Genomic DNA, 21,920 nt, shown 5'->3' with positions numbered 1-21,920 from the left:
CGCAGCCCGGTCCGTGAAGGAATGAATGAATGAAATCAGGCCGAGCAGACTACTTCGTGATGCTCAGCGCCAGTGGCTCGTCGACCTCGACCAACTCGCCGCGGACCTTGCCCGAGGCCCGGATGTAGGCGCCCGCGACCGCCGCCACGGGGCTATCCGCCGCCGACGTGATGACGAGCTTCGCGGCAGCCTGGCCGGCGGGAATCGTCAAGGTCGGAGCAGAGAGCTTGGCCCCGGCCGGAGCATTCAGGGCGAGCCCCAGCTCCTCGACGAAGCCCGCTTGTCGGGCTAGCGTGATCTCGACCTCGAGAGTCGCCCCCGCCTTCAGGGATCCCCCCTTGTTGTTCACGGTCAAATTCACCGGGGCAGGGCGGACGACCAGAGTGACCGGGTTCGCCGGCTCGCTCAGGTTGACGTTAGGCTTCGGCTTGGCGTTCGGGTCCTTGCTGAAGGGAAACGGCCCCGTGCCGCGGATGGTAAGCGTGTAGATGCCGGCCGGCACCGTCTTGGGTATGAAGAGCGGCAGAATGCCCTTGGCCGAGGCCTTATCGATGGTCGCGGCATTGCTCACCATGGTCGGCGGTAGGTCGGCGGATGCCAATGCAACGGCCTCGGTGAACTCGCCACGACGCGCCACCTGGACCTCGAGGTTGTGGAGATGCCCTTGTGGCACGGTGAGTTGGTCTCTCGGGACCGAGATCGCCAATGGAGACAATGGTCGGACCGCGACTACGATGCCTCGCGTCACCCGGGACGGGGCGATGGTGGGGGCCGTCGTGGGACTGGCAGGTGGCCAGATCATGCCACCTCCGAGGGCTTCGTGGACGATCTCCGGACCGAGCGACGTGACCCCCGAGACATACCCGAGGTCGTCCTTGCGATCTCCCAGTCGCGAGCGCCCGATGATCCGGGCGAGCCCCACACTCGGAGCCGTCCCCTCGGCGGCCTCGAAGACGATGGGTGCTACGTTCTGCCCGGCCGCGATGATGACGGGCTGGCAAAACACTCCCGGCGGGAGGCTCTCCGCCTCGACCCGGATCGGCCCCGCGAAGCCATCCGTCCGCCAGGCGATGACCGACGCATAGGCCTTACCGCCCGCCCCGATCACGACCGAGTCGGATCCCGCCGCCCCCTCGGGGACGACGAATAGACGGAAGTCAGGTCGTAGAGGACGGAGGTTCAAGCGATAGTAGAGGCTCGGGTCGCCGCGTTGGGACGAATAGAGGTCGGAAAGCACAACCTGATAGGTTCCATCCTCGGGAGCCTGCCAGACCAGAGAGGGGTCGACGGAGCTCAGCCCGAAGCGGGGGCCGCCCCCCTGATCGGGAGAATCCTCTCCCGTGGCAAGATCCTGCGGCGCGGCCTTATCGACGACCTTCTGGACGACGAAGACGGGATCGGCGCGAGAGCCGAGGCGTTCGGCATCGACCTCGATGCACCAAGTCTCCCCCTTCTTCGCCTGGAATCGATAAATATCAACATCATTTGCCGCTTCAAACCCACCGGAGACGTCGCAGGGTAGGGTGAGAGCTTGAACGTGCTCGTCATCATCGTTGGGTTCGTGCTCGAGGACGACCGGATCCTTCGCCTCGGCGACGAAGAATGAATTGGCCCGCCCCTTCGGGAAGTCCAGGGTAAACTCCGAACCTCGCTTGGGAGCGCTCCCCGAATCGAAGAAATCGAGCGAAGGGAAGGCCGAGTTGAGATCCCCGCCGGCCACCGTGAGTTGCAGCGTTTTCCGTTCGAGCGTCGCCCCGTCGATGGTGAGTTCAGGTGCGGGGGTGCCCCCCAGATTGCGGCCGAGGACCGTGAAGACGGTGGGTACGGCCGGCGTGGCAACGCTCGGGACGATCACATCCACCCAAGGTCCATCGCTCAGGGTCAGGCGGTATCCGTGCTCGACCGAGCCGGTGTAAGTCACGTCATGGACTTTGATGACGTAACGACCATCGGTCGGGAGGGTCAGATCCAGGAATGGGTCGGAATCGCGTGCGTCGCGATTCTCGACGAGTTCTCGACTATCGGGACCGAAGACGCGTAGGGTAGCGTCGAGCCGGCTCTCGAGTCGGAGGGCGGCCAGGTCGATCCAGAGGCGTTGCCCGGCCTTTCCCTGGAACCCGAGGCAGTCGATATCGGTCGCGGCGATCTCGCCGTTCACGACGGAGTTGATGGCGATAGCGTTCGCCTGCTCGGGCAGATTGTTCGGTTCCACCTCGACGCTTTCGGGCCTGCCCCCGACCTCGAAGGTTCGAGGGTTGCTCGCCCCGTACGTTCCGATGGCCCTCACGTCATGCTGGCCGATCGGAACGCCCTGGGCCGCCGCCACGCGGAAGGTCAGGTCCTTGACGTGGAAGGCTCGCAAGCCGGGGTGATCGAACCAAAGCTGATTCACGCCTTCGAGGTCGGTTCCCCGCAGCGTCACATCAACCGACTCGCCGGTCGCGACCCCGAGTCGGGAGAGGCTCGTGAGTTTCGGCTTGGGGAGTTGCGCGAAGCTCGTTGGCGTCCCGTAACTGGCCACAAGTCCCAAGAGGGTCACGGCGAATAAACGGCCGGGTTTTGACATCGTCTTGGTTCTCCAGCGGGCGTTCGCGTACGCCAGGAAGCACGGAGGGTGCCGACACGGGGTAGGAGGTCATGCCCCGTCATCCGGTCGGGACCGAAGAATTCGCGGCCGTCATCGCCACGACTCGATTTTTCGCCTCGCGCACGGCTTGCTTTTAGGTGGGGCCGCGGGTCGACGAACTGGACGTTCCTCGTCCCCTGGGTCACTGTCTAACAATAGTATAACAGATCGGCGGGGTTGTTGGCGGCACAATACGACCGCGGGCCGGGAACTTCGTGAGGCGGGGTTTTATAATAACTCCGAGATCGGTCGGCCTTCGTTTAAAATCGGCAGGGGCCGGCCGGCATCGTTCGGGTAGGCAGCATCGGGATCAATCCCCAGGACGGAGTAAACTGTACGGAGCAAGTCCTCTGGACGCAAGGGGCGTTGGATGGGACGCATCCCTTTGCGATCGGTCGCCCCGACCGCGAGCCCGGTCGTGATTCCGCCACCTGCCAGGACCACCGACATGCTGTCCGGCCAGTGGTCGCGACCTCCCGAGCCATTCACCCTCGGCGTCCGGCCGAACTCCCCGCCGACGATGATCAGGACCTCATCGAGCATGCCCCGATCGTGGAGGTCGGAGACGAGCCCAGCCACAGCCGCGTCGAGCGCGGGGAGTTTGAGCCGGCACTGGCGGAAGACCTCGGTGTGATGATCCCAGCCATTCTCCGTCACCGCCACGAACGTGGTGCCCGCCTCAACCAGGCGGCGAGCCAGGAGGCAAGCCTGGCCAATCGAGGTTCGGCCGTAGCGATCGCGGGTTCTGGCATCTTCCTTATCCAGGTCGAACGCCTGACGGGCGCGAGGCCCCGTGGCCATCTCGTACGCCTCGGCCGTGAAGCGGTCCATCGACTCCATGAAGCCCGAGGCGTCCCTTTCTCGCTCGATCCGATCGAGTTGCGAAAGGAGGCTTCGGCGATCATCCAGCCTGTCGAACGTCAGGCCTCGCGCGAGTTCCAGGTTCGTCGGCTTGGCATCGCGATTGGGGTCGCCGCCCGTCACGAGCGGGTTGAACGCGGGTCCGAGATAGGCCGCCTGGCCGAACGCGGGGGCCTCGGGAATCCCCACGTAGGCGGGCATCCCGGCAGGTTTTGATCGGGACGATCGGGCAACGATGGAACCGAGGCTTGGTCGCTCATTCACGCGCGGAGTCGGCTCGATGGGAGCGAACCCTGACATCATCCAGTGCATTCCGCCCGCGTGGTCGGCCGAGCCGTGATGCAGACTGCGGATGACGGCGAGTTTGTCCATCAACGCGGCTTGCTTCGGGAAGTGCTCGCAAAGGCGGATACCCGGAACTCGCGTGGCGATCGAGCCGAATTCGCCTCGGAACTCGACGGGCGCATCAGGCTTGGGGTCATAGGTATCGAGGTGCGAGGGCCCCCCGTTGAGGCAGATCTGGATGACGGCCCTCGCCTTCAGGGCTTGGAGAGTCTCGGCTCCGAAGATGCCAGGGCGAGCCAGTGACGCAAGCCCGAGCGAACCGACGCGGAGGAATGTCCGCCGGTTGACCCACGCTGTGGATGAGAGCTTGTGTTGATATCGCTCCATACTCGAGTCTTCCCGGGCCAATCGCTCAGTCCAGGTCCTTCCTTGAATCCGAGAGTATCACCCATGGAATCAATGGTTGAAGAGAAATTCTTTTGTGTTGATGATCGCCCACAGGAGATCTTCATACCCTTCGACACGTTTGCCTACTCCCTGGCGGCGATGCAGGTGGTCCAGGCATTTTGAAAGTTCCTCGGGCAGTGGCCGACGTCCGAGTGCGATTTCGTAGAGCTCCTCAACCTTGAGGCGGTCGTCTCTCGGGTCTTGAAGCCAGCGCTGGGCTCGTCCTCCAGGGGCCGCCAGCGTGCGTTGGAGATCGACCGAACCGAGCAGCAAGAGCCCCTGATTGAGGTTCGGTTCCGAGGCTCGTTCGCATTCGCAGACCGTCTCGCGCTTCGGCCTGCCAAACGTATCAAGGAATTCCGACGAGATGCCGTCGTCGGGGAGTTGGACGGCCCTGAGGCCCGGCGGCATACCCTCGAAGCGCTCGGAATGCTCGGTGACCTTGGCGATGGCATCCATCAGGACTTCGGCCGAAAGTTGGCGGGAGTAGTAGCGAGCGAAATATCGGCGGTCGAAGCGATTGGAAGGTTCCGGTAGGCTTGATCGATCGTAGGTTCGGCTCGTGGTAATCGTGCGGACGAGGCGCTTGAGGTCGTAGTTATGCTGCACGAAATCTGCCGCGAGATCGTCGAGCAACTCGGGATGCGACGGAGGTTGGCTCTTGCGGAAGTCGTCCTCCGGCTCCACGAGGCCTCGCCCGAAGAAATGCTTCCAGTAACGATTCACAACCGCGCGGGCAAAGTAGGGATTCTCAGGCTTGCCAAGCCAATCTGCGAGTTCTCGCCGAGGATCCTGGTCACGAAGAGCTGGAACTGACTCCGGAGTACCCAGCAAGCGAGGTTGATGCGCCAGGCCCGTGGACGGATCGATGCTCGATCCATCAGGCAGGACAAAGAGTCGGGGCGTAGTCGGATCGGCGCTTGGCTTGCGTCCGATTCGGGCGAAGAAGGAGGCATAGCCGTAGTAGTCTGCGGTGCTCCATCGATCCGTCGGGTGGTGATGACACCTCGCGCACTGGAGTCGCAGGCCGAGGAAGAGTTGACCGAAATCGTCGGCGACTTCTTCGGGCGTCTTGTAGCGCCGATACCAGATGACGGCCGGGTTCTGGGCGGCATCTCCCTGGGCCATGAGGAGTCGTTTGACGAACTCGTGATACGGGAGATTCTCCGCAATCGCCTGCCGGATCCAGGAATGAAACGCGAAGGTGCCGGGCTGCGAGAGCGCCCCGAGCGTCCGCTTGTTGCGAAGGATCGTCCCCCATTTCAGGGCGAAATAGTCGGCGTACTCGGGGAGGGCGAGGAGTTGGTCAACCCAACGGCTTCGCTTATCGCTCGCCTGGCTGGAGCGGAATGCGGCGACATCGGCGGAGTCTGGCAACCTCCCGCAGATGTCGAGGGACGACCGCCTCGCGAACTCGTCGTCGGTGCATTCCCTGGAAAGAGGTATGCCCAGCTCTCGCAATTTGGTGAATACATGGCGGTCGATCAGATTCGCCTGGTCTGGTAGGTGAATATCGAGGATCGGACCGACTTTTGGAACCGTGATGAGTGCCGTTGTCAACTGGCCTCGATACTGGGCGATGATCGAGGTTTCGCCGATCGACCCCGTGGCCCTGACCTGGCCGCGGGCGTCGACTGACGCAACGTCCAGTGTGTTGGACGTGAACAGTGCGGCATGGGTGACGTCACGAGACAGGCCCTCAAAGTCGTACGCAATGACCCTGAGTTGCTGGCAACTGTCAGGAGCAAGACGTCGATGACTGGGCTCGATCTCTAGTCGAGTCGGAGGTGAGGCGACATCAGTGTCGTCGCGCATGCCCTGTGCGATCCAGCAAGTGAGCAGCTTCGACTCGGAGGAGTCGGAGCTGAATCGCTTACCACCGCCATGTGTGAGCTGGGCAGTCGGTTTCTTAAGAAGCAGGCTCTCGGAAGGAAGAGTTGGAAAGATCCGGCGCCCTCGCGATTCGAGGACGAGGCTTTCGAAATCCTTCGCGGGCTCGAAGCCGAGCAGGCTCAATTTGAAGCCGTTCTGACCGCTCGCTTTGCCGTGACATGAGCCGGCGTTGCATCCGTGCCTCGTGAAAAGTGGCACGATGTCTTTAGCGAAGGAGACCGGATCGTCGCTCGCCGTGTGTTCGACGAGTAACGGTATCGAAAGGGTCGTATCCCCGTAACTGACAGTGATCCGCGTCTGACCTCGGGCCAGCGACTCGACCCTCCCGCCGGCATCGACGTGCGCAATCAACGAGTCCATGCTCTGATAACGGAGGCGAGGATCTTGTGTCAGGTCGATCTGCTTCCCGTACGAGGAGGTCGCGGTAACGACGACCTGGGCAGATCGGGCGGGGCCGGAAAGTCGTAACTCGGTTGGTTCAACGTCGAGGCGTTCGGTTGTTCCGGCGTCAGCAAAAATGACAGAGCCAGTGAGAAGCAGCCAGGCCAGGGATGCCGTCACTGGTAAGTCCTTGATTCGCAGAGACGCCTGGATCCCGTCGATCAGCAGTTGCCCTCATTCTTCTTCGCTAAACAGTAATTGGTCAATCCGTAATAGAACGCAGACCGGCCCCTTGCGAGCCGCTCCAAGCGGTGTCGGAGGAGAAAAAGCGACAAGAGATTGTCTTGCCAGGTTAGAATGACATCGAGGGTATTGGCAGCCAAGTGAATCAGTCCGAGGGATGGCAGGGTCGCCGGCGGGAACGAAGTGTTTTCGCGAGGTCGAGCAAGGCCTGATGAGTAGCCCGACTCGAAGCTACCAAGGCCTAGCCCGACGTCATCCAGGCGACAAACTTCCATCGGGTTCGTGCAATCGGATCGAGCGGTCGGAGAGTGCAGCGATGGCCTACGAATTCTCAAAAATCGAAGACGCGCTTCAGGCGATGGCCGAGGGCCGCGTCGTGATCGTGGTCGACGACGAGAGGCGCGAGAACGAAGGGGACTTCATCGCCGCAGCCGAGAAGATCACGCCGGAGACGGTCGAGTTCATGATCACAGAGGGCCGCGGCCAGTTGTGCATGCCGATCATGCCCGACCTCGCCCGTCGCCTCGAACTCTATCCGATGGTCGAGCGCAACACGGCGCCCCACGCTACGCCGTTCACCGTGATGGTCGATCACAAGTCCTGCCGCACCGGCATCAGCGCCGAGGAGCGAGCCAGGACGATCCGCGCGATCATCGACCCCAGCACCAAGCCGAGCGACCTGGTCAAGCCAGGGCACGTCCCCGCCCTCATCGCCAAGGAGGGGGGCGTCCTCCGTCGTGCGGGGCATACCGAGGCAACAGTCGACCTCGCACAACTTGCCGGGCTGGCTCCGGCAGGCGTCCTCATTGAGATCCTCGACGGCGTCGGCGTGGCGAGCCGTGAGCGTCTGCACGAGATCGCCCAGCGTTTCAACCTGCCGATCGTCTCAATCGAACTCCTCATCAGCTATCGTCGCCGCCGCGAGAAACTGGTCTCCCGGCTCACCGAGGCGGAGATGCCCACGCGATATGGCCAGGGCAAGATCATCGCCTACGGCGTGCGGCACGAGCCCGAGAATAACCCGATCGCCTTCGTCATGGGGGACTTGAAGTCGTCCGAGGCCCCGCTCGTCCGCCTCCACTCGTCCTGCTTCACCGGAGACCTCCTTGAATCATTGCGGTGCGACTGCGGCGACCAGCTCCACCTCGCGCTCGAGATGATCGGCCAGGAGAAGGTCGGGGCCCTGATTTACTTGCCACAGGAGGGCAGGGGGATAGGCCTCGTCGAGAAGCTGAAAGCCTATGCTCTCCAGGACCAGGGACTCGATACGGTCGAGGCGAACCATGCTCTCGGCTTCCGTGCCGACCTGCGAGATTACGGCATCGGGCTCCAGATTCTCCAGGACCTCGGATTGAGCAAGGTCCGGCTCCTGACGAACAACCCCAAGAAGATCGATGCCTTCGTCATCCAGGGACACGGGTTGCAAGTCGTCGACCAAGTGCCGATCATCGCTCCCGAGGCTGCGGAGCGCCAGAAGTATCTGGCCGCCAAGCGGGACAAGCTCGGACATCTGCTGCCCAGAAGCCCGAGCCCGGTCAACGGCGCCTCGGAGTGATCCCCTTAACTTCGCCTGAGGATCTGACATCGTGATCCGCAACCCGCTCATCTGGCTGCTGGGAGCGTCCCTCGGAGTTTCCATCGTCGCAAACCCGAGGGCCTTCGCGGCCGATGCGCCGGCGGTCTCGCAAGATCCCAAGGCGGTCGAACTCCTGGGAGAGGTCTCGAAGGCGTATCGTTCGCTCTCGAGCTACGCCGACAAGGGGGAGTTCGTCTCGTCGTACAAGGTGAACGGCACACCCGTCAAGCAGGTCCAGCCGGCTGCTCTCGCCATCGTCAGGCCCAACAAGTGGAAGGTTGAGGCCGGCGAGGTCTCTTCGCTCTGCGACGGCAAGACGGTCACCTCGGCCGTCGCCCCCTTCAAAAAATATTCGGTTGAGCCCGCGTCGGCGAAGCTTTCGATCGAGACGTTCCGCGATGGGGCGTTGGGATCCTTGCTGTTCGGAGGACCGCACGGCGCGACCTCGCGGATCCTCTTCACGCTGATGACCGACGAGTTTGCCGTCAAGGAACTGACCAAGGGGGACGTCACACTGAAACTGAGCGAGGATCAGGCGCTTGAAGGGATTACGTGTCATACGCTCCTGCTCGACGAACCGATGGGGACCGACTTTCGGCTCCTGATCGACCCCAAGACGAATTTCCTGCGATCGATCGATTGGATCGTTGATAAGGATCTGTCGTCGAAGGCTCCTGCCAACCAGAAGCTCGAAGTCGAGCGCATCGGCTGGTCCTCCGGCCCGATCTCGACGGAGGCCACCAAGGACGACGCGTTCGCGTTCGTCGCGCCCGTCGGTTACGCGAAGGTGGAGCAAGGGGAGCGCAAGGCTCCCGTCGCGCCCAAGTCGCCGATCCTCGAACTCGTCGGTAAACCCGCCCCCGAGTTCACCCTGAGCGTCCTCGATGGCCCGGGGAAGACCCGGACCGTGGCGAAAGCCGACCTTGCCGGGAAGGTCGTGCTGATCGACTTCTGGGCGACGTGGTGCCCTCCTTGCCTGGAGGAACTGCCGGAGATCCAGAAGCTGACTGAATCGCTGGCGGAGGGCAAGAAGAACGCCATCGTCGTCGCTTTGAGCGTGGACCATAAACCTCGGGATCTCGAGGAGGTCCGCAAGCTGATCGAGAAGACCCTCGGCGAGCATAAGGTCGACTTCAAAGGTGCGGCCTCGGGCCTCCTGGCCCTGGATCCGAGCGGGACGATCGGCGAGGCCTTCCAGGTCGAGGCGATCCCGTCGCTTGTGATCCTCGACACAAAGGGTGTCGTGCAATCGGCCTACGTCGGGGTGCAGCAGCGAGAGACGCTCGCCAAGGACATCGACACGCTCCTCGAAGGCAAGTCCCTGATCGCCCCGAAGGCCGATCAGCCCGCCGAGAAATGAGCCCGATCGCCTCGACTGACGAGCCTGTCGAAATTCTCTCTCACAACCTGAAATAATCTCGGAACAACCTGGCGGCCACGCGACACTACTACACCGAGGTAAGCGAACCGGTGTAGGAGCGTCCGACGTGTTGAACCCTGGCCAGAGTGCCATTCAGAGAGACCTCCGCACGCTCTTCCAGGCTGGGAGCGCGGCGGGGCTGACGGACGGCGACCTCCTCGAACGCTTCACGACCCGCGAGAGCGAGGGGGCCGAACACGCCTTCGCGATGATCGTGGAGCGGCACGGCCCGATGGTGCTGCGGGTCTGTCGACGCGTGCTCTCCGACCCTCACGACGTCGACGATGCCTTCCAGGCGACGTTCCTCGTCCTCGTGAGGCGGGCCAGGTCCGTCCGAAATCGCGACTCTCTCGGGAGTTGGCTCCACGGGGTCGCGTACCGGGTGGCGTCGTGCGCCCGATCCGCCGCGGTCCGGCGTCGCTTCCACGAGCGGAAGGGGTCCCCGGCAAGCGACGCGACCGGGTCGAATCACGACGACGGCCTCGGCGCCGTGCTGCACGAGGAGTTGACCCGCCTGCCGGATCGGCTGAGGGCTCCGGTCGTCCTCTGTTATCTCCAGGGTCGAACCTACGACGAGGCTGCGGCCCATCTTCATCTGCCCGTCGGGACCCTCAAGAGCCGACTCTCGAGGGCAAGGGATCGGCTACAAACACGTCTATCCTCGCGTGGATTCGCACCGGCGGCCCTCGCGATCACGTCGGCCTTCACGACCGAGGCGGAGGCCGCCGGGCCCACCGCCGCACTTATCGAAACCACGGCTCGGGCTGCGATCCAGTTCGCGGCGAAACCTGCGGAAATGACCGTCGCCATATCGGCCTCGGTCGCCGTCCTGACCGAAGGAGTGCTGAAGGGTATGTCATTCACCTTGTGGAAGTCGCTCGGTTTGGCCGGGGTCTCCGTCTTCGGCATCGTCGCCAGCGGGGTCGCGGTCCAGGCTCAACTTTCGCCGACGAGCCCCGCGGCACCAGTCGCCGAGGCTACCGCGCCGGCAACCCCCTCGACCCCGACCCAGCCTGCCGTCGCGGCCGCGCCGGCGACTCCCTCGAGTCCGTCGCAACCCGCGACAGCCGCCGCGCCCGCCGATGATCGACTCAAGGCGATGGAGAATAAGCTCGAACGCCTGCTCAATGTGCTCGAGCGGAGGGTCGAAGCGGTTCCATCCGTGCCTCCAGCCGAACCTGTCATTTCCACGCTGGCCCCGGTCCACGCTGCTCCTTCCGCTCTAGCGCCTGTCGCTCCTGCGGCTCCGCCTGCTCTGGCGGCTCCCGTTCCAATGCCCCCGGCTCCGCCGGTGGCACGAGCCCCGAGAAACCGGGCGGTCGCCAGGCCCGCCAGACCCAGAGCCCCAGCCCAGGTCGTTCCCGATACGCAGCTCGAAACCAAGATCGAGTCCTTGGAACACCGCCTCCAGCAGATCCAGGATCGACTCGACAGGCTTGAGAAGCTGACGGGACATCAATCTTCCGAGGAGCATGAAGAAGAAGTCCGTGAAGCGGAAGAAACGGGCGACCCCATGCCCGAACCCGCGGCGCCCCATGAGGAAGCCATCCCGGAGCCGGAAACTATCGACCCATCCCCCAGCACGGAGGAGGCTCCTCCGACCGAACCCGAGCAGCCGCCGACTGAGGAGCCCCGCGAAGAATCTCCCGCGGTCGAGCCCGACCAGCACGCGGCCTTGGCACCGGAACCGGATGGCGAGACGTATCATGCCCGGAAGTCTCGCACCCGGATCTACGCATCGCCCTCGAGCCCGACAGAACCCGAGCCCACCGCGCAGGCTGGTACTCGCCGGGCGTCGACAGGGGAGCTCTCGGCCGTTCTTCCAGATCTCACAAAGGGAAGATCGTCCTTCGAATTGGACGATCTTACGTCGGAATCGGGTCGTTCGACGTCGAGAAGGCTGGTGGCGCCAACCCCTCGCAACGATCCTTCCAAGTCGCGGCCAATTACCCGTCGCGATGTGCAGTGACATCCTGAGAACATGATCTTATCGAAAATTTCGCATCGATAAGGCTGGTTGAATTACTTCGATCGTATCGCATCAGAATCCAACTCAGAGGGCGTCTTCGCTTGATCATCAGGCGACGACGCCCTTGCTTTTTGTTCAGCTACAACTTCGATAGTCACGTCGCGGGAGCCCGCAACTCAACGAACTGCACCCAGGAAACACTTGTCGAGTGAGGCTCAAAGCATTAGAATAGAGTGCCTTCCTCCCGGTTGTCCCTGAGAGCGGCGCGGCCTCGCGCGAACGGCCCGGCTTGGGATGACCGATCTCGTTTGCATTCCACCCCCGCCAGGAACCGGTTGGACCTCGCGACCCCGGCCTCGGCACACCGAGACCTCCGAGATCCTTTGTCGCCATGATTCGACTGATCGACGCCCGGAAAAACTTCGGCAGGCAAACGCTTTACGACGGAATCGACGCCTCCATCGTCCGGGGAGAACGGATCGGCCTCCTCGGCAAGAACGGTGCAGGGAAGTCGACCTTCTTCAAGGTCCTGATGGGCCAGGAGCACCTGGACGGCGGCAACCTCGTCCGCGACCGCAAGTGCTCGATCGGCTACCTGCCGCAGGAGATCCACCCCCTCAAGGAGGGGACGGTCTTCGAGAACATGCTGAATCACCTCGGCCCCTGGACAGAGGCCGACCGCCGACTCAAGAAGGTCATGGCCGGACTCGAGATCGGCGACCCGAAGGCCCTCGAAGACTATGACGACGCCATGGAGGCCTTCATCTCGGCCGGCGGCTACGAGATGGAAGCGCGGGCCAAGGGGATCCTGCTCGGCCTCGGGTTCTCCATCGCTCAGCTCGATGCCCCGGTCGCGAGCCTCTCAGGCGGTTGGGCCATGCGCCTCGCGCTGGGCGGCCTCCTCGCCTTCGAGCATGACCTGCTGCTCCTCGACGAGCCGACGAACCACCTCGACCTCCTGAGTGTGAAGTGGTTCGAGGATTTCCTCCAGTCGTACCCCGGCGCCATCCTGATCACCTGCCACGACCGAGACTTCCTCGACCGCGTCATCACCAAGACGTTCGAGCTCGAGGTCGGCAAGCTGCACACGTACACCGGCAACTACTCGGCGCACATCCCTCAGAAAGAGCATCGGCTGGCCGTCCACCAGGCCTCGTTCGACGGTCAGCAGAAGAAGCTCCGTCAGATGCAGGACTTCGTCGACCGCAACCGCGCCAACGCCGCCACCGCCGCTCGGGCCCAGAGCCGCCTGAAGGCCATCGAGCGCATGGAGCGGATCGACGCCCCGCAGACCGACAACTCGACGATGCGGATCAAGCTCCCCGAGCCGCCCCGCAGCGGCCAGGTCGTCGCGAAGCTGAATCAGATCAGCTTCTCGTACGGCACCAAGGTCGTCTACGCCGGGCTCGACCTTGCGATCGAGCGTGGCGACAAGATCGTGCTGGTTGGTCCCAACGGCGCGGGCAAGACGACCCTGATGAAGCTGCTCGTGGGCATCCTCGAGCCGAACAAGGGGGAGAAGGTCCTGGGCTCGAACGTCTTCTCCACCTACTTCGCCCAGCACCGCGTCGAGGCGCTCGACCTCAAGTCGACGGTCATCGACAGCCTCCGCTCGGTCCATCCCGGGGCGAGCGAAGGGTCGCTGAGGCACCTCCTCGGCTCGTTCCTCTTCAGTGGCGACGCGGTGGACAAGCCGGTGAGCGCCCTCTCGGGTGGTGAGAAGACCCGGCTCTGCCTCGCCAAGATCCTCACGGTCGCCCATAACTTCATCATGATGGACGAGCCGACCAACCACCTCGACATCGCCAGCCGCGACATCCTGGAAGAGGCCCTGAGCGAGTACGAGGGGACACTCTGCTTCATCTCCCACGACGAGCACTTCATCCGTGCCGTTGCGACTAAGGTGATCGAGGTCGACACGGGCAAGGTCACCGTCTTCCCCTGCGACTACGACAGCTACCTCTATCAGAAGCTCAAACGTCAGGATTCCGAGAGCCCGTTCGCCGTCTTGACGCGCGGAATTTCGATGAAGTCAGCCAAGGAAAAGGACGGCAACTCGTCGAAGCGACGGGATGCCTCCGTCGCCTGATGACGGCCGTCTTCGTTCAGCTCCCGAATCATTCCCATTAACTCGATCGACTTGGCTGGGAACCTCCCCGGCCGAGTCGATTTTGCTTTTCACGTCTCGGTTCAGAACCGATCGTCGATGATCGACGGATCGCCAGATTCCACCGGGCGATGTCGCTTCACGAAGCAAAGTCCAGTCCTCCGATACTTCGTTGTATCTTTGGGACAACCACGTCGCGATTTTCCGATGATTTTCTGGTGCGGATGATTTTCTTCGGCCATAATGCTGCTCCGAGACGCACAGAAAAGTGCACGAGTTAGGCTCAGAGCGAGAGCCTTGGGGTCCCAGTGCATATCCAGCGTTTCATTGTCGGTGGCATGCTTCGCTCCCCCCCTCCATCAGTGATCCGCACTCACATCCTGGCCACGAGATCGAGCCCCGTTTGATTCGATCGCATCGAATCCGGCTCGAGGCAGACCGGGTCGGCAGTCGGCTTGGCTTCGGAGTTCCCGGGGAGCATCCGCAGTGATCTCGCGATTTTTCATCGACCGACCGATCTTCGCGTCCGTCCTCTCGATCGTCATCACCCTGGCGGGGGGTATCGCACTCTTCTCCCTGCCGGTCGCGCAATATCCCCTAGTGGCCCCCCCGACGGTCCAGGTGGACTGCACTTATCCGGGGGCCAGCGCGCAGGTCGTGGCCGAATCCGTCGCGACGCCGATCGAGCAGCAGGTCAACGGCGTCGAGAACATGCTCTACATGTCCTCGCAGTGCACCAACGACGGCGCCTACAACCTGACCGTGACCTTCAAGCAGGGGGTCGACCTCAACGTCGCCCAGGTCCTCGTCCAGAACCGCGTGAGCCTGGCCCTGCCGCTCTTGCCGGACGTCATCAAGCAGACCGGCGTCAATACACGCAAGAAATCGCCCGACATGCTCATGTCGATCGCCGTGAACTCCCCGGGGGGGCTCTACGACCAATTCTACTTGAGCAATTATGTGTTGGTGCGTATGAAGGAAGAGATCGCGCGGGTGCCCGGCGTGAGCGACATCACGATGCAAGGGCAGCGCGATTACAGCATGCGCATCTGGGTCGACCCGGACATGCTGGCGGCTCGGAGCCTGACCGCCGGCGACGTGGTCAAGTCGATCCAGGAACAGAACATGTCCGTCTCGACGGGGCAGATCGGCCAGGCGCCGGCGGCCCCCGGGCAGGTGCTCCAGATCCCCCTCTCCACGCTCGGCCGGCTCATCACGGTCGAGCAGTTCTCCGACATCATCATCAAGTCGACCGAGGATGGCAGGGTCACTCGCCTGAAGGACGTGGCTCGCGTCGAGCTCGGGCCGAAGAACCAGGACATCAACTGCCAGGTTAACGGCAAGCCCTCGGTCAGCATGACGATCTGGCTCCTGCCCGACGCGAACGCCCTCGATACGGGCGACCTCGTCCGGGCCAAGCTCGCCGAGCTCGAGGCCGACTTCCCCAAGGGCGTCGCCTACGAGATCCGCTACGACACGACCCCGTTCATCCGCGAGTCGATTCAGGGGGTCTATCGGACCCTCGAAGAGGCGATCCTGCTCGTCTCGGTGGTCGTGCTCCTCTTCCTGCAGAACTGGCGGAGCGCCATCATCCCGCTCGTCGCCGTGCCCGTGGCGATCGTGGGGACGTTCGCCGTCATGCTGGCGTTCGGGTTCAGCCTCAATAATCTGACCCTCTTCGGTCTCGTGCTGGCGATCGGGATCGTGGTCGACGACGCCATCGTCGTGGTCGAGGCGGTCGAGCATCATATCGATCACGGTTTATCGCCAAGGGCGGCCACGATGCGGGCCATGGACGAGGTCTCGGGGCCGGTCATCGCGATCGGCCTGGTGCTCTCGGCCGTGTTCGTCCCCTGTGCCTTCATCTCGGGGATCATCGGCCAGTTCTTCCGGCAATTCGCGCTGACAATCGCGACGTCGACGTTGATCTCGGCGTTCAACTCGCTGACGCTCAGCCCGGCCCTCGCGGCGATGCTCCTCAAGCCCCGATCCCAGACGAAGCGGGCGGTCCTGCCTCGTCCGTTCTTCGCCATCGTGGGCGGGTTCCTCGGCTACGAGTTCCTCCAGTCGATCCTGATCAAGCAGCACCTGATGCCGCGGGTCGCCCCCTATGCGTCCGTGCTGATCGGGGTCGCGGCGGCCGTGATTATCGCCGGCCTAATCAACTGGCTCTTGAGCGCCTTCTTCGGCCTCTTCAATCGCGCGTTCAACTTCTCCACGAAGGTCTACACGCGGACCGTCGGCTTGCTGCTGTACGTCAGCCCGCTCGTCCTGCTGGTCTACGGCGGTCTTGTATATGTGACTTACTGGGAGTTCAAGGAGACTCCCAAGGGGTTCATCCCGTCGCAGGACATGGGATACGCGATGGGGAACGTGCAGTTGCCTGACGCCGCCTCGGCCGAGCGGACGTGGGAGACCCTCAAGAAGTTGGAGAAGATCGCCCACAACACGCCGGGCGTGCGTCACACGCAGATCCAGTCGGGTCAGTCGATGCTGCTCAGCGCGAGCGGCTCCAACTTCGGCTCGATGATCATCAACTTCGCCCCGTTCGACGAACGTCCCAACCCAGTCATCAACCGGTTCTTCGACTGGCTCAAGCAGCCAAAACTGGAAGCTCGCGTCAGGGGCTGGCTCAAGATGCCGAGGAAGCCCTCGCTGAATAGCGAGGTCATCGTGGCGGAGTTGCGCAAACGCTTCGCCGCCGGAGCCCCCGAGGCCATTTCGACCGTGCTCGGCCCTGCGCCCGTCCGAGGCGTGGGGCGTGCCGGCGGCTTCAAGCTCATGGTCGAGGACCGCGGCGAACTCGGCTCGAAGATGCTCCAGGAGCAGACCGAGAACCTCGCACAGGTCGCCAGCCGCTCGACAGCCCTCGTCGGCCTGGCCTCCGTCTTCCGAGCGAGCGTGCCGCAGCTCTACGTCGACGTGAACCGGGTCGAGTGCCTCCGGAAGGAGGTCGCCATCGCCGATCTCTTCGACGCGATGCGTGTCTTCCTCGGCTCCCGCTACGTCAACGACTTCAACTGGCTGGGCCGCACCTGGCAAGTCATCGTGCAGGCCGACTCGAAGTTCCGAAATCGCCCTGAGGAGATCCACCGGCTACGCGTCCGCAACGCACGCGGTCAGATGGTCCCCCTGGGATCGGTCGTGAACATCAAGGAGCAGACCGGCCCGCTCGTCCTCACCCGATACAACATGCACCCGGCCGCCCCGCTGAACGGCTCTGCCGCGCCCGGGATCAGCTCGGGTTCGGCGATCGACATCATGGAGCAACTCGCACTCCACGAACTGCCGGAGTCGATGTCGATCGAGTGGACCGAGCTTGCCTACCTCGAACGCCAGGCGGGCAACACGGCAATGTTGGTATTCGGGTTCGCGGTCGTCATGGTCTTCCTGGTGCTGGCGGCGCAGTATGAGAGCTGGGCCTTGCCGCTGGCGATCATCATGGTCGTCCCGATGTGCTTGCTCGGGGCGCTGACCGGCGTGATGGTCAGCGGATCGGAGATCAACATCTTCACGCAAGTGGGCTTCGTCGTGCTGGTCGGCCTCGCGAGCAAGAACGCGATCCTGATTGTGGAGTTCGCCAAGGTGAAGCGAGAGCAGGGGGCGACTCGCCGTCAGGCGACTCTTGAAGCCTGTCGCCTTCGCCTCCGCCCGATCGTCATGACCTCGATGGCATTCATCCTCGGCGTGGTGCCACTGTTGCTGTCCGACGGTGCCGGTGCCGAGATGAGGCGGACGCTCGGGCTGACGGTCTTCAGCGGCATGCTCGGCGTGACGCTCTTCGGTGTCTTCCTCACGCCCGTCTTCTTCTTCATCATCGACTGGCTGGGCGAGAGCAAGGTCTTCGCCTCGAAATGGTCGCGGCTGATCTTCGGCATCCCGCTCGAGTTGATCTCCCTCCGCTCCCTGCGTCACTTGGGTCAGCGTTCCGGCCGCTTCCTCAAGATCAAGCCAGCCGTCGGGACGCCGAAGCTCCCCGATCAATCTCGGCCTGCCGCCGAACTCGAGGAAGAGGCCGCCGTTCTCGTTGAGCAGAAGTGATCGCCTGACTGGTCATCCAAACCGTCCAGCAAATTCGCGAACCGCCGTCTCGTGACGCTTGCCACAACACTGGCCGCGCCACAAGACGGCGTTCTTCACTTCGACCCCAGCTATTTCTCACGACAGACTTCGCCCACCTTGGTCGCATTGAAACTCAACATGTCCGATTCCACATGAATTCGGGATGACTTGTATGAGCCAGGAGTGAAGCTGAAGACTTCGGTACGCGGAGTGCAGCTACACCTTGCATCGTGCGTGGTCCACAAGGGACATACCCTGTCAAGCGTTCGTTGAACTGCAGGATTGCGACTTGACAAAGATCACTAACACGATAAACTTTATAAAGAATGAGATTTGAGGACTGTTTTGGCCTCAGATCATCGTCTCCAGAACTCGATAGTAATCCTGAGCCCGGCTCTTTCAGTCGTCTTGAAAACGGAACACCCCGGTCCCTAACTCCCCGATGAGGAGGTTGAAGTCATGCCTCTCTTGCGCGAAGACTTGCTGCGGAACTGGCAGAACTACGAAGCCTCTCTCGCGGCCCTGCAGGCCGAACCGGAGGCCTGGGCCGAATACCAGATGGCGCGGAACTCGTGGGATTCGGCCCTCAAGAATGGCTCGAACCACGATCGAACCAGCAACGCCGATTCGCAAGGCCGTTCAAGCCTCGGGTCGAACTGACGTCTCGCACGCCAACCACGGCGCCAGTGCCTCTCGTGCCTGACGCCGTGCAGTCGACCTATCTAATTCCTGGCCTACCTCACGGCATCGATGGCCTCGGGAATGGGGCGATGTGCGCGGGCGGAGCCGATTTCTTAAGGCTCGCACGTCTCCGTGCCCTGAGATCGAAATGCTCGCCCGGGGCTATGAAATAGTAGGGCTTGCCGTCGTGATCTTTGCCGTCGTAGATCCCGACGACGCCGCGGCCGATCACCTCGAAGGCATCGCCGTGAACCGCGATGGCCGTCGCCTCGTCGATGCCGAGCCCCAGGAGTTCAGGCCTGTCTGCGATGACCGGAACCAGGTCCTCCGCGCGAGCTCGCGGTAGGAGATGCTGGTCGATGGCCGAGTCCCGCAAATAGCCGAACCCCCTCTGATAATCGCGGGCGACCATGATGTGGTTCCCCTCCCGTGCGCCTCGAACGAGGAACGAGCCGATGATCGTGGCGCCGGCCGATGAGCCGCCGACCACGCCGCCGCGTTCCAAGACTCGCTCAATCTCGCGTTGGGTCCGCGTCCCCAGGTAGGAATCGACCAGCCGCCAGTGCCGCCCCCCTCCGAACCAGACGGCCTTGGCGGTTTTCAGCGGGGCCACGAAGCTTTCCGAGTCGGCCTCGGCGCGATCCCGCGTGTGCAGGGTTGTCACATGCTTGAATCCGAAGACTTCGGTCATCTGCCGACTCAAGGCGTCCAGGTCGAGGTGCTCTCCCTCGATGGCCGTCGGGATCAGCACGACCTCGGCATCAGTGCCGCTCGCGAGGGAGACGAACCGCTCGGCGATCTGCGGCAGCAACTGTCCCCCACCCACGATCAGGAGCGATCCCGCCTTCGGGCCGATAGGCATCCTCGTCGGATCGGTGATGGCTTGAGGCGAGTCGTCCGCTCTTCCGCGGAGCGGTAAGGTCGCCAGGCTCAGCACCACGAGGACTGCAACGCGGCGTAACACGGTGAAAGTCGATCGCATGTGTCGTCACGTCTCCCAGGATCGATGAGGTCGTCACTCCGGCCCGACGAATCAGGTCGTCCGAGTTTAACGGACCCAACACGCCCGGCAAGGGTCGGCAATATCGCTCAAAACTAACACTTGCTTGCTCTTTATAGATCTGGAAGGAAGAAGGCCGACTTTTAAACGTCCTCGCGCGTGTCGAGGCGTTCTTCAAGACTTCGGAGAGTTATTCCGAGACGTTGAACCAACCACAAGACGTGAACCCTGATGAGTCTGCGACGATTTCTCGGCGTGAATGCGCGTGGACGCGAGGCCCTCGGCCTTTCCCGGGACGACGCTTCCCACTAAAATGCATGTTTGGCGGCGCGAACGATGATGGGTTTACCGCGCGGCATTGGTTCGGATTGGGGTCGATGCGTATCATTGCCGGACAGCGCAGAGGACACAAGATCGATGGCCCGCGCGGTAGTTCCACGCGGCCCACCAGCGACCTGGTGCGCGAATCGATCTTCAACATCCTGGGCGAGGCCGTCGAGGGCAGGGTGGTCCTCGACCTCTTCGCCGGGACGGGTGCCCTGGGGCTCGAGGCCCTCAGTCGAGGCGCCTCGAGGGCGATCTTCGTCGAGAGGAATCGCGACAACATCGGGCTGATCCACCGCAACGTCGCCACGCTTCGTTACGAGGGGCAGTGCCGCGTCCACCTGGCGGATGCCTATCGCTGGGCGTTGACTTACGATCCCGGCAGCGACGACCCGGTCATCGTCGTCATCGATCCGCCCTATCGCGACTATGAGATCCATCAGAAGAAGGTTAAGCGACTGCTCGAACATTTGACGAGCTCGCTACCTAGGGGCTCGGCCCTGGCGCTCGAGTCGAGAGCCAGGCTCGACGAGGACATCCTGCCGGAAGAGCCGCTCTGGGACGTGCGGCGCTACGGCGGGACGCAGATCGCTGTCCGGTTCCTGACGAGCGACCCGCCCCCTGAGGCTGAAGAGGCCGCCGAAGGCGAAGTCGAGGATTCCGGCGTCGAGGACGTTGAGGACCCGTCATGAATGGCAAGGACGCGCGACGAAGGTTCGCGACCGATGTCGTCGGCCGCCTTCGCCAGGCGGGTTTCCGCGCGCTCTGGGCCGGAGGTTGCGTCCGCGACCTCATCCTGGGACTCACGCCGGCGGACTATGACGTCGCGACCGACGCCACTCCCGAACAGGTCATCGAGCTTTTCCCCAACCGCACGATCCCCGTGGGGATCTCGTTCGGCGTCGTCCGCGTGCGTGACAACCGCGGAGGAGGGGAGGTCGAGGTCGCGACGTTCCGCAGCGATGGAGCCTACATCGACGGGCGACATCCCGAGTCGGTCGTCTTCAGCTCGCCCGAACTCGACGCTGCTCGACGCGACTTCACGGTCAATGGGATGTTCCTCGACCCCTTCTCCGACGAGGTCATCGACTACGTCGGCGGCAAGGACGACCTCGATGCCAGGGTCCTCCGCGCCATCGGCGATCCGCGGGCCCGCTTCGCCGAGGACAAGCTGCGACTCCTGCGCGCGGTCCGTTTCGCATCCCGGTTCGACCTGACGATCGAGCCCTTGACGCGCTCCGCCATCAGGGAGATGGCCAGGGAGGTCTCGGTCGTCGCGGCCGAGAGGATCGCCCAGGAACTTCGCCGGATGATGGTGCATCCGAACCGTGCCGGGGCGGTCCAGGAGATGCTCGACCTGGGGCTTGCAGCGGCAATCCTGCCGCCGATCGTCCCGATGAGGGGCATCTACCAGGGGAAGCCGATGCAGCCCGAGGGGGACCTCTGGGATCACACGCTGCTCGTGCTCGACCTGCTCCCGCCCGTGCCTAGCTTCCCGCTCGCCTTTGCCGCACTCCTGCACGACGTGGGCAAGCCGGCGACGAAGTCGACCTACAACGGCCGGTTCAGCTTCCATCACCACGAGCAGGTCGGTCGGCAAATCGCGGTCGACGTTTGCCGGAGACTCAAGCTCTCGAACATGGAGCGAGAGCGGATCGCCTGGCTGGTCGAATACCACCAGTATCTCGGCGAGGCGAAGAAACTGCGCGAGTCGAAGCTCAAGCGCATGCTCGCCATGCCGGGGATTGATGAACTACTGGCCCTGCATCGGGCGGATGCCCTGGCCTCGTTCGGCGAGTGCCCGCACGTCGAATATTGCGAATATTACATGCAGGCCCAGCCGACGGGCCCGATCAATCCGCCGCCATTGGTGACGGGGCACGACCTCGTGCGCCACGGCCTCACGCCGGGCGTCCATTTCGCGGGGCTACTGGATCAGATCCGCGAGGCACAGCTCGATCGGGTTGTGAACAGCAAGCGCGAGGCCCTGGAATGGCTCGATCAGCGGCTTGCGTCTCAGGAACACGCCGACTCGTGACGACGAG

Annotated in this window: 12 protein-coding genes; 8 read left to right on the top strand and 4 right to left on the bottom strand. The window is 63.2% G+C overall.

Annotated elements, in window-relative coordinates; all coding sequences use genetic code 11:
* Nucleotides 1-49 precede the first annotated feature (49 nt).
* The 3 genes from ACOYYX_RS16145 to ACOYYX_RS16135 all read right to left on the bottom strand — a co-directional run bounded on the left by ACOYYX_RS16145 (nucleotide 50) and on the right by ACOYYX_RS16135 (nucleotide 5,779).
* A complete protein-coding gene (locus ACOYYX_RS16145; protein WP_422930940.1) occupies nucleotides 50-2,566 on the bottom strand; it encodes a PPC domain-containing protein in 2,517 nt (838 codons plus the stop codon).
* 288 nt (nucleotides 2,567-2,854) lie between these two features.
* Nucleotides 2,855-4,159 carry a DUF1501 domain-containing protein gene (locus ACOYYX_RS16140; RefSeq protein ID WP_422930939.1) on the bottom strand — a complete coding sequence of 435 codons (1,305 nt, stop codon included), beginning with the start codon at nucleotides 4,157-4,159 and terminating at the stop codon, nucleotides 2,855-2,857.
* 69 nt (nucleotides 4,160-4,228) lie between these two features.
* Complete coding sequence (locus ACOYYX_RS16135) at nucleotides 4,229-5,779, bottom strand: DUF1549 and DUF1553 domain-containing protein (protein ID WP_422930938.1); 1,551 nt, start codon at nucleotides 5,777-5,779, stop codon at nucleotides 4,229-4,231.
* 1,273 nt (nucleotides 5,780-7,052) lie between these two features.
* Here ACOYYX_RS16135 and ribA point away from each other — a divergent pair.
* The 6 genes from ribA (at nucleotide 7,053) to ACOYYX_RS16105 (ending at nucleotide 18,530) form a co-directional block, all read left to right on the top strand.
* Nucleotides 7,053-8,291, top strand: a complete 1,239-nt coding sequence (gene ribA / locus ACOYYX_RS16130; protein ID WP_422930937.1) for a GTP cyclohydrolase II — start codon at nucleotides 7,053-7,055, stop codon at nucleotides 8,289-8,291.
* Nucleotides 8,292-8,322: 31 nt separating this feature from the next.
* Entirely contained in the window at nucleotides 8,323-9,672 is a 1,350-nt protein-coding gene (locus ACOYYX_RS16125; RefSeq protein WP_422930936.1) for a TlpA family protein disulfide reductase, read from the top strand.
* A gap of 127 nt (nucleotides 9,673-9,799) precedes the next feature.
* Nucleotides 9,800-11,701: an RNA polymerase sigma factor gene (locus ACOYYX_RS16120; protein WP_422930935.1), complete on the top strand. Its 1,902-nt coding sequence runs from the start codon at nucleotides 9,800-9,802 to the stop codon at nucleotides 11,699-11,701.
* A 391-nt stretch (nucleotides 11,702-12,092) separates the two neighbouring features.
* Nucleotides 12,093-13,790, top strand: coding sequence for an ABC-F family ATP-binding cassette domain-containing protein (locus tag ACOYYX_RS16115; protein ID WP_422930934.1), 1,698 nt, complete (start codon nucleotides 12,093-12,095; stop codon nucleotides 13,788-13,790).
* A 504-nt stretch (nucleotides 13,791-14,294) separates the two neighbouring features.
* Nucleotides 14,295-17,849 (top strand): efflux RND transporter permease subunit, encoded by a 3,555-nt coding sequence (locus tag ACOYYX_RS16110; protein WP_422930933.1) that lies wholly within the window; start codon nucleotides 14,295-14,297, stop codon nucleotides 17,847-17,849.
* Between the two features lie 480 nt (nucleotides 17,850-18,329).
* Nucleotides 18,330-18,530 carry a hypothetical protein gene (locus ACOYYX_RS16105; RefSeq protein WP_422930932.1) on the top strand — a complete coding sequence of 67 codons (201 nt, stop codon included), beginning with the start codon at nucleotides 18,330-18,332 and terminating at the stop codon, nucleotides 18,528-18,530.
* Between the two features lie 79 nt (nucleotides 18,531-18,609).
* Here the strand turns inward: ACOYYX_RS16105 and ACOYYX_RS16100 are convergent, their stop codons facing one another.
* The gene (locus tag ACOYYX_RS16100; RefSeq protein WP_422930931.1) at nucleotides 18,610-19,533 is read right to left on the bottom strand and encodes a cyanophycinase; all 924 of its coding nucleotides are present in this window, start codon (nucleotides 19,531-19,533) and stop codon (nucleotides 18,610-18,612) included.
* 395 nt (nucleotides 19,534-19,928) lie between these two features.
* On the opposite strand from ACOYYX_RS16100, the gene rsmD reads away from it, so the two are divergent.
* Complete coding sequence (rsmD, locus tag ACOYYX_RS16095) at nucleotides 19,929-20,567, top strand: 16S rRNA (guanine(966)-N(2))-methyltransferase RsmD (protein ID WP_422930930.1); 639 nt, start codon at nucleotides 19,929-19,931, stop codon at nucleotides 20,565-20,567.
* The gene (locus tag ACOYYX_RS16090) at nucleotides 20,564-21,913 is read left to right on the top strand and encodes a CCA tRNA nucleotidyltransferase (protein WP_422930929.1); all 1,350 of its coding nucleotides are present in this window, start codon (nucleotides 20,564-20,566) and stop codon (nucleotides 21,911-21,913) included. The genes rsmD and ACOYYX_RS16090 overlap by 4 nt, the downstream gene beginning before the upstream one ends.
* Nucleotides 21,914-21,920: the final 7 nt, after the last annotated feature.

This window comes from Singulisphaera chitinilytica, assembly GCF_049331405.1.
Classification (GTDB): Bacteria; Planctomycetota; Planctomycetia; order Isosphaerales; family Isosphaeraceae; genus PoT.
The sequence above is the reverse complement of the archived record's forward strand: the minus strand, read 5'-3'. Positions and strand labels throughout refer to the sequence as shown.

Bases quoted from the DNA above. Each gene is read 5' to 3' on its own strand.
- ACOYYX_RS16145 (WP_422930940.1), bottom strand. From the start codon at position 2,566: ATGTCAAAACCCGGCCGTTTATTCGCCGTGACCCTCTTGGGACTTGTG.
- ACOYYX_RS16140 (WP_422930939.1), bottom strand. From the start codon at position 4,159: ATGGAGCGATATCAACACAAGCTCTCATCCACAGCGTGGGTCAACCGG.
- ribA (WP_422930937.1), top strand. From the start codon at position 7,053: ATGGCCTACGAATTCTCAAAAATCGAAGACGCGCTTCAGGCGATGGCC.
- ACOYYX_RS16115 (WP_422930934.1), top strand. From the start codon at position 12,093: ATGATTCGACTGATCGACGCCCGGAAAAACTTCGGCAGGCAAACGCTT.
- ACOYYX_RS16105 (WP_422930932.1), top strand. From the start codon at position 18,330: ATGCCTCTCTTGCGCGAAGACTTGCTGCGGAACTGGCAGAACTACGAA.
- ACOYYX_RS16100 (WP_422930931.1), bottom strand. From the start codon at position 19,533: ATGCGATCGACTTTCACCGTGTTACGCCGCGTTGCAGTCCTCGTGGTG.
- rsmD (WP_422930930.1), top strand. From the start codon at position 19,929: ATGCGTATCATTGCCGGACAGCGCAGAGGACACAAGATCGATGGCCCG.
- ACOYYX_RS16090 (WP_422930929.1), top strand. From the start codon at position 20,564: ATGAATGGCAAGGACGCGCGACGAAGGTTCGCGACCGATGTCGTCGGC.